Below are 13,065 nucleotides of genomic sequence, written 5' to 3'. Positions count from 1 at the left end.
CGGCGCGGCGGTCGCCGATGGCGCGGTACCGGGACTGGTGAAGGCCCTCGTGGCCTCGCTGCCCGGCGCGCTGCTGCCGTGGCTGCTGGACCGCACGCTGGTGCCGGTGTTCCTGCAGGCCGATGTCGGCGTGCCGGCGCTGACCGCGGCCTGGGCGCAGATGTACCCGCTGGCCTTCGCCTGGCCGCTGCTGGTGGCGGGGATCTGGTGGCTGCTGCGCCGGCATCCGCTGCGCGATCGCCTGGCCGCCGGCATCGCCTGGGCCGGGTCGGTATCGATCGATGCCGTCAGCATCCTCGCGGTGTTCCTGCTGGTGCTGGCGGTGCCGGCCTCGATCGCCTGAGCCGCGTGTGCGGGCCGCGCTGGCTCGCCGATGCTTTCCTGGAGTGATGTGATGACCACCCCTGCGTTCACCGCAATCGACCACGCGATGATGGCGCGCGCGCTGCGCCTGGCCGAACGCGGCGCCTACACGACCCGGCCCAACCCGATGGTCGGTTGCGTGGTGGCGCATGGCGACGACGTGGTGGGCGAAGGCTTCCATGTCCGCCGCGGCGGGCCGCACGCCGAGGTCGTTGCGTTGGCCGCCGCCGGTGACCGCGCACGTGGCGCCACCGCATACGTGACGCTCGAGCCCTGCGCGCATACCGGCAGCACTCCGCCGTGCGTGGACGCGCTGCTCGCTGCTGGTGTGTCGAGAGTCGTCGCGGCGATGCGCGATCCGTTTCCGCAGGTCGACGGTCGCGGCTTCGGGCGCCTGGCGGCTGCCGGCGTGGACGTCGCATCGGGCCTGCTGGAGGCGCAGGCGCGCCAGCTCAACCGCGGCTTCCTGTCGCGCGTCGAGCGTGGGCGCCCGTGGGTCCGGGTGAAGCTCGCCATGAGCCTGGACGGGCGCACCGCAGCGGCCGATGGCGATTCGAAGTGGATCAGTGGCGAGGCCTCGCGCGCCGACGTGCATCGCTGGCGTGCGCGTGCCGGTGCGATCCTCACCGCCAGCGGCACCGTGCTTGCCGACGATCCGGCGCTGACCGTGCGCTTCGACGACGACACGCCCTTCGTGCCGCCATTGCGGGTGGTGCTCGATGCGGGGCTCGCCACCACCCACCGGGGCCGCGTCCGCGAAGGCGATGCGCCGACGCTCTACCTGCACGCGCCCGATGCGCGCCCGCCACGTGACCTCGATATCGCACGCAGGGCGGTGGCGGTGCAGGACGGCCGCCTTGACCTGCATGCGGTGATGGCGACCCTCGGCGAACTGCAGATCAACGAGGTGCATGTGGAAGCCGGTGCCTCGTTGTGCGGTGGCCTGCTCAAGGCCGGGCTGGTCGACGAGATCGTGCTGTATGTCGCGCCGGTACTGCTCGGCGAGGAGGCACGTCCGCTGTTCGACGGACTGGACCTGCACACCATGGGGGAACGCATCGGGCTGGAAACACTCGAGACCCGCCAGGTCGGCACCGACCTGCGGCTGATCCTGCGCCCACATTTACCCGGCAAGGCCTGACCCGCTGCCGGCAGGACACTGCGTCTGCCGTGGCCGCGAGGGCCCCGTCGGGGCCCGATGCTAGAATCCTGCGTCGCCGGCGATGCCGGCACTCCCACAACCAGGCGTCTTCAGGGCGGGGTGCGATTCCCCACCGGCGGTAGGTGCCAGCAACGGCACGAGCCCGCGAGCGCTCCGGCGGCGACAGCTGCTGGAGGTCAGCAGATCCGGTCCGATGCCGGAGCCGACGGTCACAGTCCGGATGAAAGAAGACGGGTTTTCGCGGCGTGCAGCCGCGCGTCCGTCGTGTCCGCAGACGTCTTTCGCCGAGCGGAAGACAACAGCATGTTCACTGGAATCATTACTGGCGTCGGCCGGATCGCCACCCGCGAATCGCGCGGCGGCGACCTGCGCCTGGCCATCGCCACCGGCAGCCTGCCGTTCGAGGCGCCCCAGCTGGGCGAGAGCATCGCGGTCAACGGCGTGTGCCTGACCGTGGTCGCGTTCGATGCCGCCAGCTTCCAGGCCGATGTCTCCACCGAAACCCTGGGCCTGACCACGCTGGGCAGCCTGCCCGATGGCGCGCCGGTCAACCTCGAGCGTGCGCTGCGCGCCAGCGACCGTCTCGGCGGGCACCTGGTCAGTGGCCATGTCGATGGACTGGGGCGGGTGGCGTCGATCACCGATGACGCACGCGCCCAGCGCTGGCGCTTCGCAGCACCGCCGGCGCTGCTGCGTTACATCGCGAAGAAGGGCTCGATCTGCGTCGACGGCGTGAGCCTGACGGTCAACGCCGTCGATGCGGACGGCTTCGAGGTGGCACTGGTGCCGCATACCGTCGCCAATACCGCGTTCGCCGCCACCGGCGTCGGTGCTGCAGTGAACCTCGAGGTCGACCTCGTCGCGCGTTACGTCGAGCGGCTGCTGGCCGACCGCGATACCGCTCCCTCCGCTTCCTGACGAGCCGCCATGTCCTTCGCACCCATCCCCGAACTGATCGAAGAAATCCGCGCCGGCCGCATGGTCGTCATCGTCGACGACGAGGACCGCGAGAACGAGGGCGACCTCGTCATGGCCGCCGAGCTGGTCAAGGCCTCCGACATCAACTTCATGGTCACCCACGGCCGCGGCCTGGTGTGCCTGTCGATCTCGCAGCCGCGCAGCCGCCAGCTGGGCCTCGAGCCGATGGTCCAGTCCAACACCGCACAGTTCGCGACCAATTTCACCGTCAGCATCGAGGCCGCCGAGGGTGTCACCACCGGCATTTCCGCCGCTGACCGCGCGCACACCATCCGCACCGCGGTGCGGCCGGACGCCAAGCCCAGCGACCTCAGCCGGCCCGGCCACATCTTCCCGCTGATCGCCCAGCCCGGCGGCGTGCTCACCCGCGCCGGCCATACCGAGGCCACCGCCGACCTTGCCGAGCTCGCGGGCCTCGAGCCTGCCGGCGTGCTGGTGGAGATCCTCAACGCCGACGGCACCATGGCGCGGCGGCCTGAACTCGAGGTGTTCGCCCGCGAGCACGGGCTTAAGATCGGTTCGATCGCGGACCTGATCGCCTACCGCCTCGCCACCGAGCACACGGTCGAGCGTGTCGACGAGCGCGAGGTGGAGACCGATGCCGGAGCGTTCCGGCTGGTGACCTATCGCGACCGCATCGCCCACGAGCTGCACTTCGCGCTGGTGCGCGGTACGCCATCGGCGGAGCGTCCGGCGCTGGTGCGCGTGCACGTGGAAAACCCGCTGTCGGACCTGCTGCGCTGGCGCCGCGAGGATTTCGGCGTCTCCAGCACCGACGCGCTGCGTGCGATCGCCGATGCCGGCGAGGGCGTGCTGGTGGTGCTGTCGTCGCCGCGCGATTCCGGGGCGCTGCTGTCGCGCGTGCGCTCGCAGCCGGAGGTGGCGCCGGCGGGCAAGGAGAAGGACGTCGGCCAGTGGCGCCGCAATGGCGCCGGCGCGCAGATCCTCGCCGACCTCGGCCTGCGCCGGCTGCGCGTGCTGGGCACGCCGCGGCGGCAGGTCGGGCTGTCCGGGTTCGGACTGGAGGTGGTGGAAACCGTCGAGCCGGGCGCGCTGTCCACCGGTGCCGTGACCCCCGCGGGTTAAACTGCCCGCCTTCCCCGGAGTCATCCCCGCATGAGCCATTACGAGGGCGACCTGCGCCCCGCACAGGGCGCGCGTTTCGCCATCATCGCCAGCCGCTGGAACCCGCGCATCACCGACACCCTGGTGGCCGGCGCGCGCAAGGTGTTCGCCGACAACGGCGTGCCCGAAGACGCGGTCGACGTGATCCGCGTGCCCGGCGCCTGGGAGATCCCGGTTGCCGCCGCGCGTGTCGCGTCGATGCGCAGCCACGTGGCGCTGCTGGCGCTGGGTTGCGTGATCCGCGGCGATACCCGCCATTTCGAGCATGTCGCCGACTACTGCGCGGAAGCGCTGATGCAGCTGCAACTGGAGTTCGGCGTGCCGGTGACCAACGGCGTGCTGGCGGTGGACGATGCCGAGGATGCCGAGCGCCGCGCCGGTGGCAGCCATGGCAACAAGGGCGAGGAGTGCGCGCTGGTGGCGATCGAGATGAGTGACCTGATGGAGAAGCTGCCATGAGCCGCCCCCAGCGTTCCGGCGTCGACCCGGTGCTGCGCACGCGCGCGCGCCGTCGCGCCCTGCAGGCGGTGTACGCCTGGCAGGTGAGTGGCGGCGAGGCGACCGCGGTGATCGCGCAGTTCGCCCACGAACAGGCCAACGAAGTGGCCGACCTCGAGTACTTCGAGGACCTGGTGCGTGGCGTCATCACCCACCGGCGCACGCTCGACGAAGGCCTGGCGCCGTTCCTCGACCGCGGCATCGAGGAGGTCGACCAGATCGAGCGCGCGATGCTGCGCATCGCCGGCTATGAGCTGCAGCACCGCATCGACGTGCCCTACCGGGTGGTGATCGACGAGGCGCTGAAGACGGTCAAGCGTTTCGGTTCCGAGCACGGCCATACCTACGTCAACGGCGTGCTGGATCGTGCCGCCGCCGAGTGGCGCGCGACCGAGGCGCAGGCCCCGCGCGGCTGAGCCGCAGCGGCGATGCGATGACCGCCTGCGTCCGCATCTGCGCCATGGCAGCAGCCATGGCATGAGCGCCGAGTTCGACCTGATCGCGCGTATCCGCGCACGTGCCGGCGGCCGCGCCGATGTGGTGCTCGGCATCGGCGACGATGCCGCGGTGTTGCAGCCGCCACCCGGCCACCAGCTGGTGGTGTGCACCGACACACTCAACGCCGGCGTGCATTTTCCCGACGACACCGCACCCGCCGACATCGGCTGGAAGGCGCTGGCGGTGAACCTGTCCGACCTCGCGGCGATGGGCGCGGTGCCGGCGTGGTGCACGCTGTCGCTCTCGCTGCCGGATGCCAACGCCGCGCGTGCCGATGCCTTGCTCGACGGCCTGCTGGAACTGGCGACGCTGCATGGCGTGGTGCTGGTCGGGGGCGATACCACCCGCGGGCCGCTGTCGCTGTGCGTGACCGCGATCGGCCACGTCGCACCCGGGCATGCGTTGCGACGCGATGGCGCAGGGGCCGGCGACGATCTCTGGGTGAGCGGCACGCTTGGCGATGCGGCGGCCGCGCTGCGCGGCTGGTCGCAGGGCGACGCGGTGCCGGCGGCGTTGCGCGCGCGGCTGGACCGGCCAACGCCACGTGTCGCCCTGGGTGCCGCGTTGTCGGGGCTCGCCAGCGCCGCGATCGATGTGTCCGATGGCCTGCTGGCCGATCTCGGCCATGTGCTCGAGGCCAGTGGCATCGGTGCCGAAGTGGATGTGGACGCACTGCCGGCATCGGCCGCATTGCCTGATGCCTGCCCCGGGCTCGAGCTGCGCCGCGCGTTGCAGGCCAGCGGCGGCGACGACTACGAACTCTGTTTCACCGCGCCGCCTGCGCTGCGCGAGGCAGTGCAGGCCGCGGCGCAGGGCGTCGGGACCATGGTCACGCGGATCGGCCGGATGGTGGCCGATCGGGGACTGCAATGCCGCACCGCGGGCGGCGAGCAATGGGAAAGCGCACGCGCCGGCTACGAGCATTTCGCCGGCTAGAACCGACGTCAGCGGTTCGTTCCCCGGGCGTTCCTGTCGACATCCATCGGGCGGCGCTCAACCTGGCGCACAGGTGCAATGTTCGCTGCGCGCGATGGAGAGCGTTGTCGGCTCAGCTGAGGTCGATCGCGCGCGTCATCCGCGCCAGTGCTTTTTCCAGCAACGGGCGTGGCATCGCGAAGTTCATCCGCACGAAGCCTTCGCCACCCCGGCCGCAGTCGGCGCCATCGGTCAGTGCCACGCCGGCCGCCCGGAAGGGTGGCGCGTGTGGGCCCGGACCCAGGGCGCGACAGTCGAGCCACGCGAGATAGGTGCCTTCGGGTTCGCGACAGGCGATGCCGGGCATGCGTTCGCGTACGCGCTGCCCCAGCAGTGCCCGGTTGCCGGCGATGTAGGCGAGCGCTTCGGACAGCCACGCGCCGCCGTCGCGGTAGGCCACCGTATTGGCGATGACCCCGAGCGTCGACGTGGCATGGCCGCCGAATGGCTCCATCGCCCGCCAGCGCGCCTGGTCATCGTGGTTGGTGAGGATCAGCTGCGCGCATTTCAGCCCGGCCAGGTTCCAGCCCTTGGAGGCCGATGTCGCGGTGATCGCCTGTGCCGCCGCCTGCGCGCCCAGCGATGCATACGGCACATGCCGATGTGGCGCGAATACCAGCGGGGCATGGATCTCGTCGCTGAACACCCGCGCGTCGTGGTGGGCGACGATCGCCGACAGACGCACCAGCTCGTCGCGCGTGTACACGCGCCCCAGCGGGTTGTGCGGGTTGCACAGGATCAGCAGCTTCCCACCCTGCGCGAACGCGTCGTCGAGTCCGTCCTCGTCGAAGCGCCAGTTGCCGTTCATGTCCAGCATCGGCACTTCGATCACGCGATGTCCGAGCAGCCGCAGCAGCGGCAGGAACGGCATGTAATTCGGCGTCGGCAGCACGACCGCCGCACCGGCCGGAAGCAGGTGCTGGAGCGCGAGTTCCAGGCCGGTGAGTACGTCGGGCAAGGGATGGATATGTGCAGGATCCACCGCCCAGTCGTACTGCCCGGCGTGCCATCCGGCGCAGGCTTCGGCCAGCGCGTCGGTCAGCGGTGTCGACAGGTACCCGATGCGGCCGTCGGCAATCGCCGCATGCAACGCGTCATCGATCGGCGGCGCGATGCCGAAGTCCATCTCGGCGACGAATGCGCCGATGCAGTCGGGAAACGCGTTCCACTTGAGTCCGCCCGAGGCACGCAACTGGTCGTGGGTAAGGGCGTCGATGCGGGTGGCGAAGTCCACGGTGGTCCTCGGTGCTGCGGGCATTGCAGTCTAGGACGTGAGCCGACTGGCGGACTCCGCCCCGGTGGCACCTGTGGGTGCCGCGCCCGGCCGATCGAACGCTTGCGGATGACTCGTCAGCTGAAAGCCCATTGGTGGGCCGACTGTGCCGCTTCGTTGTGATGCGCGCTGCCCGTCGCGCGCACCGGGGGGTGTGCTCCCCCGGCCGGAGTCCGCGTCCAGCTATCACGGCCGGCCGCCGGCCATCCATGGCCGGCTGTCCGCACACCCCCCCGGTGCACGCGACGGGCTCAGGCGTTCGTCTGCTTCGGTATGGAAGAGGGGGCGCGTTTGCAGCCGAAGTCGCCTGCCATCACGTCCGGTCGTTCTTTGCCGTTGACCTTCGCCCCGACGCGACGACAACTCGGGGGCCCGCCGCGGCCAGCGGGGGATGTCCAGAGCCGGCCATGGATGGCCGGCGGCCGGATGTGGTAGCAGGACGCGGAGATATCCGGCTGGGCATCCCCCGCTGGCCGCGGTGGGCTGCCCGGACATCCCACCCGAAGGCCCGGGCCAGGGCCAAGCGAGCACAGCCGGGTGACTTGCCCGGCGCAAGGGCACCGGCCTCGCCAAGAACGCGACCTAGCGGCGCGGCACGCTGCAACAGAACCGCGTCAATGCGTTGCACGGGCATCCCAGACGCACCTGCCGCTTCTACGCCTTGCGCGGAAACCGGTAGATCACGCTGCCGACGAGGATGGCCACGCCCACGGCCAGCAGGTTGGTGGTGCTGGCGCCGAGCAGCAGCGCCACGCCCAGCAGCAATGCCGCCAGCGGGATCAGCGGGCCGCCCGGCAGCCGCAGGGTGTCGGGCAGGTCGCCATGCCGGCGTCGCAACACCAGCACGCTGGCGGCGGTGGAGATGTAGGCCAGCAGCCGCGTGACCATCGACAGCAAGGCCAGCTGCACGAACGAGCCCGACAGCGCCAGCGCCAGCGCGAGCACGCATTGCACGGTGATCGCCGCCATCGGCGTGCGGAAGCGCGGATGCACGCGCGCCAGCGCCGCCGGGCCGTAACCGTCGGCGGCGAGCGCATGCAGGAAGCGCGGGCCCAGCAGCATGGTGTTGTTGTTGGTGCCGAGGATCGACAGCGCAGCCCCGACCGTCAGCACCAGCGCCAGGCCTTCGCCACCGAACGCGGACGCCGCGTCGGCCAGCGGCGTCGAGGAACCCGCGATGCCGGGAAGCGTGCCCTGCGCCACCAGCTGCACCGCGGCGTACAGCAGCGTCACCAGCGCGATCATCGTCACGAGTGCAAACGGCACGTTGCGCTGCGGATTGCGGTATTCGCCGGCCGCGGTCGGCAGGTTCTCGAAACCGGCATAGGCGAACAGCAGCAGCAACGCCGCCTGTGCGGCCCCGTCGCCGGACAGCGACACCGGCGGCCCACCTGCGGCCAGCCCCCAGTCGACGTGGAACAGGCCGATGAACACGAACAGCAGCAACGGCAGCAGCTTGCCCACCAGAAGCACCATCGCCGCGCGCGCGGCCCAGCGCACGCCGGCAATGTTGATCGCGGTCAGCAGCAACAGCGAACCGGCGATCACCAGCACGCGACCGCTGCCGTCGCCGGCTGCAGGCCAGAACCGCGCGACCGCATCGGCGAGACCGTTGGACAGCGACGCGGCCACGCTGATCCGCGTCAGCCAGATCGTCCAGCCGACCTGGAAGCCCACGAACGGTCCGAATGCCTCGCGGGCATAGAGGTAACTGCCGCCGGGTTGCTCGAAGTAGCTCGCCGCCTTGGCGTAGCACAACACCAGCAGCGCGACCGTCAGCCCGGCCAGCAGCACCGCCCACACGCTGAAGGGTCCCAGCAACCCGAACGCGATCGCCGGCAGCAGGTAGATGCCGCTGCCGACCACGTCGTTGATCGACAGGCCGACGATCTGCCAGCGCCCGACCGCGCGCAGCAGGCCGGCCTGGACCGGCATCCGCGCGGTGGATGGATCGGATGGACTCAAGGCGCGCTCCCCCGGGGCGTGAGCGCCCGATGGTAACCGTGGCCTTGCCGGCAACGGCAAGCGCGCGGTGCTCCGATGCAAAGCCGGGGGCGTCAGTCGTCGGCGCGGAACGCGTCGCGGATCCACTGCAACCGCGGCGGCTCGCCGCTGGCCTCGACCACGTCGAAACGGCAGGGTGCATCGGCCCAGCGCGGATGGCGGGAGAGAAACACATGCGCTGCGCGCACCAGCCGCAAGCGCTTGCGTGCATCGATCGACTCCGCACCGCCGCCGTGGCCTGCACTGCGGCGGTAACGGACTTCGACGAATACCAGCGTGCCGCCGTCGCGCATCACCAGGTCGAGTTCGCCGACCCTGTAACCGGCATTGCGTGCGACATCCTGCAGCCCGTGCGCGCGCAACAGTGCCTGCGCGAGCAGCTCGACGGCGTCGCCACGAGTCCGGCTCACGGGCGGCGCCGGCGTGGCATCGGAACGGTCATCGGTTTCATCGGCATCCCTGCCAGGTGGCGCGCGCATCCTGCGCGCGGTGGGTGCGATCAGCGGTCGGCGATCGGCACCACGTGGCCGCCGGTGAAGGTGGCCCACGACGGCGTGCGCACGATATTGCCCTCGCCATCGATGCGCAGCAGCCCGGTGGCACCGCGCAGTTCGGCTTCGCTGCCGGTCACCAGGCGCTCCATGAAGGCGGTCAGCAGCCAGGCGTCGTAGCCGAACGCGAACAGCCGCGCCGCCGGGCCGCGCGCGGTCGGCAGCGACGACGCCACGGTCGAGGCCATCGGCAACCCGGCCACGCCAGCAGCCGCCCAGCGCTCGGTCGGGAACACGATGCCGTCGAGCACCGAATCCTGGTCGGCGCGTCCGCTTGAATACAGCTGCGAGGTGCCGATGCGCGGCCGCGTGGCGAAACCTGCGGCCACCAGTTGCGGCGCGATCGCGCGTGCCTGCGCCACGCGCAGGGCGAGGAACACCGCCTGCGCGCCATCCTCCTTCAGCATCGCGTTGCGCATCGCTTCGGTCATGTCGGCCGGGGTTTCGCCGGTGACCACCAGCATGTCGCTGACCGTGCCACCACCAGCCTCGAGGCGCTGGCGGAAGGCGTCGACGCTGCGGCGCGCATTGTCGTCGCCGCCGTTGAGCACCAGCACCTGGCGCACGTTGCGCGCCAGCAGGTAGTCGGCCGCCGCGACGCCGTCGTCTTCCGGCGCCAGCGCGAAGCTGAAGGATCCCGCAGGCGCGCCATCGCCCGCGCGGTTGAGCGCGAGTACCGGGACCTGCAGGCGGTCGGGGCGGGCGAGCAGGGCGGCGACCTCGTCCTGCCCCAGCGGCCCGAGCACATAGTCCGCGCCTTCGGCCACGGCACGCTCGTACGCGGCACCGGCGCCGCCGGCGGCGGTGTCGTAGAAGACGATTTCAGGCCGCGCGCGGCGCTCGCCGTAATAGCCGGCCAGCAGGCCGTCGCGCACCGGTGCCGCGGCGGTGGCGAGGCCACCCGACAGCGGCAGCAGCACGCCCAGCCGCGTCGGCGGGCGGTAGCCGTCGTGGCCGGCCGGCGGCCGATTGCCGGCGTGCACCGCCCACAACGCGCCGAGGTCGAACGGGCGCGGCAGCGGCAGGCCACGCGCCTGCAGCACGCGCCCGGCGTGCGCGTACATCGGATCGCCATGCGGCAGCGCGGCGGCGAAATCGGTCAACGCCTGGTCGGGCACCGTCGACAGCAGCTGCTCGATCTCCTGCGTGGCCTGCGCGCGTTCCGGCCCACGCAGGGTGGGGTAGCGCTGCGCCAGTTCGTTGGCGACAACGAGGTTCGGATCGGTCGGCGCGCGCGGCGGCGCCATCGGCGCGTACGTCACCGAGGCGCAGCCGGCCAGCAGCAGCGCGGCCATCAGCAGAAGCGTGCGGGAAATGCGTCTTGCCTGGTTGCGCATGAAGACCGGTCCGGAAGGGAGAAACGGCTAGGATTCTACCGACCCTGCGCGTGGAGACACGATTGACTGCTTCCCCTGACGCCCACGGCGTGCTGCATGTCGTGGCCACGCCCATCGGCAACCTCGCCGACCTGTCGCCACGCGCGCAGCAGGTGTTGCGCGAGGTCGATGCGATCTGCGCCGAGGACACCCGCCACACGCGCACCCTGCTGGCGCACTTCGGCATCGATACGCCGGCGCTGGCGCTGCACGAGCACAACGAGGACGCGCTGGCCGGGCGGGTGGTGGCACGGCTGCTGGCCGGCGAATCGCTGGCGCTGGTCAGCGATGCGGGCACGCCACTGGTCAGCGACCCCGGGTTCCGGCTGGTGCGCGCCGCGCGCGAGGCCGGCATCCGCGTCAGCCCGGTGCCGGGGCCCAGCGCGGTGGTCGCGGCGCTCAGCGTCGCCGGGCTGCCGAGTGACCGCTTCACCTTCGAGGGCTTCCTGCCGGCCCGGGCCGCGGCGCGGCGCGAGGTCCTGGCACGTCTGGCTGGTGAGCTGCGCACGCTGGTGTTCTACGAGTCCTCGCACCGCATCGCCGAGACCCTGGCCGACATGCGCGCCGCGTTCGGCGACGACCGCCCGGCCGTACTCGCCCGTGAACTGACCAAGCTGTTCGAAACCGTGCTCGACGGCAGCCTCGCCGCCCTCCAGGCACAGGTCGACGCCGATCCCAACCAGCGCAAGGGCGAGTTCGTCGTCGTCGTGCAGGGGGCCGGCGACGATGCCGATGCGCAGCTTGCCGAAGGCCGGCGTGTCTATATGCTGCTGGCCGCGCAGCTGCCCCCTTCTGCGGCCGCGCGATTGGCTGCCGAGATCACCGGTGCTCCGCGCAAGGCGCTGTATGGCGGCGGCGCAGACGATCGCTGAGTACACCCCCGTATCACCCATGACTGGAGTCGCGATGGACCGCCCGTTCCGTTTTATCTGGTTGCTGGCTGCAGCAGCCGCCCTCTGCGCCTGCACCTACCAGCTGCAGGAATCCCATCTGGTGCGCCCGCAACCGGCACCGGCCACCGATCTCGCGGTGCTGGCCGCTGCGTTTCCCGGCTATTCCCTCGACGAGGCGCGGATCGACACCGGCGACGGCGCCTCGCTGTACTCGCTGCGGCTGACCCGGCCGGATGCGCGGGCGACGGTGCTGTACTTCGGCGGCAACGGTTACCGCATCGGCGTGCATGCACAGCACAGCGTGCGCGCGTACGAAGCGCTGCCGGTCAACCTGGTGCTGGTCGACCACCGCGGCTATGGCGGCAGCAGCGGTATCCCGACCATGGACGGATTGCGCGCCGATGCGTTGCTCGCCTACGACCGGCTGCGTGCGGACCCGGCGTTGGCGGAGCTGCCGCTGCTGGTGCACGGGCAGTCGCTGGGCAGCTTCCTCGCCGGGCACGTGGCCGGCCACCGCCGGCTCGACGGCCTGGTGCTGGAAAGCTCGATGACAACCGCCGAGGACTGGACCGCCGCCATGCGCGCACGCGCCGGCTTCTGGACGCGGCTGATGGTCCGCCGCATCGACATCGCGCCATCGCTGCAGGCGGCAGGCAACCTGGAGGTCGTGCGCACGCTCGACGAGCCGGTGCTGTTCGTGGTCGGTGCCGACGACACCACGACGGCACCGGTGTTCTCGCGGATGCTGCACGACGCCACGCCGCTGCCTGCCGCGGACAAGCGCCTGGTGGTCGTCCCGGGCAAGGGCCACAACACCGCCACCCTGTCGCCGGAGTTCGCGGCGGCGATGGCTGGACTGATCGACCGGGTGGCGCCCGTCGCGGTAACGGCGGACGACGCCGGCGCGTGAGACAATCCGCGCCGGCGGAGTCGGCCGGACAGTCGCGTCATCGCTTGCGATGCCGAGGAAAGTCCGGGCTCCACAGGGCACGGTGCCAGGTAATGCCTGGGCGGCGCGAGCCGACGGAAAGTGCAACAGAAAGATACCGCCGATGGCCGGGCGTCCTTCGGGGCGAGCGGATCAGGCAAGGGTGAAATGGTGCGGTAAGAGCGCACCGCGAGTCTGGCAACAGACCGGCACGGCAAACCCCACCGGGAGCAAGACCAAATAGGGACCTCATGACGTGGCCCGCGTCGGGTCCGGGTAGGTTGCTCGAGCGTATCGGTGACGATGCGCCTAGAGGAATGACTGTCCACGACAGAACCCGGCTTACAGGCCGGCTCCGCCACTTTCCCGCGCTGCGCCCGTGAAACCCAAGGTTCGCCTAGCGAACCTCGGGCCCCGCTTGTGCTCCCGACCCCCACTCGC

Annotated in this window: 13 protein-coding genes, 1 other RNA gene and 1 riboswitch; of the genes, 10 read left to right on the top strand and 4 right to left on the bottom strand. The window is 71.0% G+C overall.

Features of this window, described 5'->3' with window-relative positions:
- Positions 1–37: 37 nt before the first annotated feature.
- The 7 genes from E5843_RS12115 to thiL all read left to right on the top strand — a co-directional run bounded on the left by E5843_RS12115 (position 38) and on the right by thiL (position 5,560).
- A complete protein-coding gene (locus E5843_RS12115; RefSeq protein WP_141066032.1) occupies positions 38–343 on the top strand; it encodes a hypothetical protein in 306 nt (101 codons plus the stop codon).
- A 51-nt stretch (positions 344–394) separates the two neighbouring features.
- Positions 395–1,504 (top strand): bifunctional diaminohydroxyphosphoribosylaminopyrimidine deaminase/5-amino-6-(5-phosphoribosylamino)uracil reductase RibD, encoded by a 1,110-nt coding sequence (gene ribD / locus E5843_RS12110; RefSeq protein WP_141066031.1) that lies wholly within the window; start codon positions 395–397, stop codon positions 1,502–1,504.
- A 102-nt stretch (positions 1,505–1,606) separates the two neighbouring features.
- A riboswitch (FMN riboswitch) is annotated at positions 1,607–1,761 on the top strand.
- Positions 1,762–1,828: 67 nt separating this feature from the next.
- Entirely contained in the window at positions 1,829–2,443 is a 615-nt protein-coding gene (locus tag E5843_RS12105; RefSeq protein ID WP_136412770.1) for a riboflavin synthase, read from the top strand.
- Between the two features lie 9 nt (positions 2,444–2,452).
- Positions 2,453–3,589 (top strand): 3,4-dihydroxy-2-butanone-4-phosphate synthase, encoded by a 1,137-nt coding sequence (ribB, locus tag E5843_RS12100; RefSeq protein ID WP_134674172.1) that lies wholly within the window; start codon positions 2,453–2,455, stop codon positions 3,587–3,589.
- A gap of 30 nt (positions 3,590–3,619) precedes the next feature.
- Positions 3,620–4,087 (top strand): 6,7-dimethyl-8-ribityllumazine synthase, encoded by a 468-nt coding sequence (gene ribH, locus E5843_RS12095; protein ID WP_134674171.1) that lies wholly within the window; start codon positions 3,620–3,622, stop codon positions 4,085–4,087.
- Positions 4,084–4,542, top strand: coding sequence for a transcription antitermination factor NusB (nusB, locus tag E5843_RS12090; protein ID WP_134674170.1), 459 nt, complete (start codon positions 4,084–4,086; stop codon positions 4,540–4,542). Before ribH ends, nusB begins: the two co-directional genes overlap by 4 nt.
- A 61-nt stretch (positions 4,543–4,603) precedes the next feature.
- A complete protein-coding gene (gene thiL, locus E5843_RS12085; RefSeq protein ID WP_136412769.1) occupies positions 4,604–5,560 on the top strand; it encodes a thiamine-phosphate kinase in 957 nt (318 codons plus the stop codon).
- Between the two features lie 112 nt (positions 5,561–5,672).
- Here thiL and E5843_RS12080 read toward each other — a convergent pair whose 3' ends face one another.
- The 4 genes from E5843_RS12080 to E5843_RS12065 all read right to left on the bottom strand — a co-directional run bounded on the left by E5843_RS12080 (position 5,673) and on the right by E5843_RS12065 (position 10,764).
- Positions 5,673–6,857, bottom strand: coding sequence for a MalY/PatB family protein (locus E5843_RS12080; protein WP_136412768.1), 1,185 nt, complete (start codon positions 6,855–6,857; stop codon positions 5,673–5,675).
- 669 nt (positions 6,858–7,526) lie between these two features.
- Complete coding sequence (locus E5843_RS12075) at positions 7,527–8,807, bottom strand: APC family permease (protein WP_141066177.1); 1,281 nt, start codon at positions 8,805–8,807, stop codon at positions 7,527–7,529.
- A gap of 122 nt (positions 8,808–8,929) precedes the next feature.
- Positions 8,930–9,286, bottom strand: a complete 357-nt coding sequence (locus tag E5843_RS12070) for a YraN family protein (RefSeq protein ID WP_134674167.1) — start codon at positions 9,284–9,286, stop codon at positions 8,930–8,932.
- An 89-nt stretch (positions 9,287–9,375) separates the two neighbouring features.
- Positions 9,376–10,764, bottom strand: coding sequence for a penicillin-binding protein activator (locus tag E5843_RS12065; RefSeq protein ID WP_136412766.1), 1,389 nt, complete (start codon positions 10,762–10,764; stop codon positions 9,376–9,378).
- A 62-nt stretch (positions 10,765–10,826) separates the two neighbouring features.
- Here E5843_RS12065 and rsmI point away from each other — a divergent pair, with 62 nt between their 5' ends.
- The 3 genes from rsmI to rnpB all read left to right on the top strand — a co-directional run bounded on the left by rsmI (position 10,827) and on the right by rnpB (position 12,985).
- Positions 10,827–11,675, top strand: coding sequence for a 16S rRNA (cytidine(1402)-2'-O)-methyltransferase (gene rsmI / locus E5843_RS12060; RefSeq protein ID WP_141066030.1), 849 nt, complete (start codon positions 10,827–10,829; stop codon positions 11,673–11,675).
- A 34-nt stretch (positions 11,676–11,709) separates the two neighbouring features.
- The gene (locus tag E5843_RS12055) at positions 11,710–12,606 is read left to right on the top strand and encodes an alpha/beta hydrolase (RefSeq protein ID WP_166815998.1); all 897 of its coding nucleotides are present in this window, start codon (positions 11,710–11,712) and stop codon (positions 12,604–12,606) included.
- Positions 12,607–12,622: 16 nt separating this feature from the next.
- Positions 12,623–12,985: RNase P RNA component class A (gene rnpB / locus E5843_RS12050), an RNA gene on the top strand.
- Positions 12,986–13,065 lie beyond the last annotated feature (80 nt).

The sequence above is a fragment of the Luteimonas yindakuii genome, assembly GCF_004803715.2.
Taxonomy (GTDB): domain Bacteria; phylum Pseudomonadota; class Gammaproteobacteria; order Xanthomonadales; family Xanthomonadaceae; genus Luteimonas; species Luteimonas yindakuii.
The sequence above is the reverse complement of the archived record's forward strand: the minus strand, read 5'-3'. Positions and strand labels throughout refer to the sequence as shown.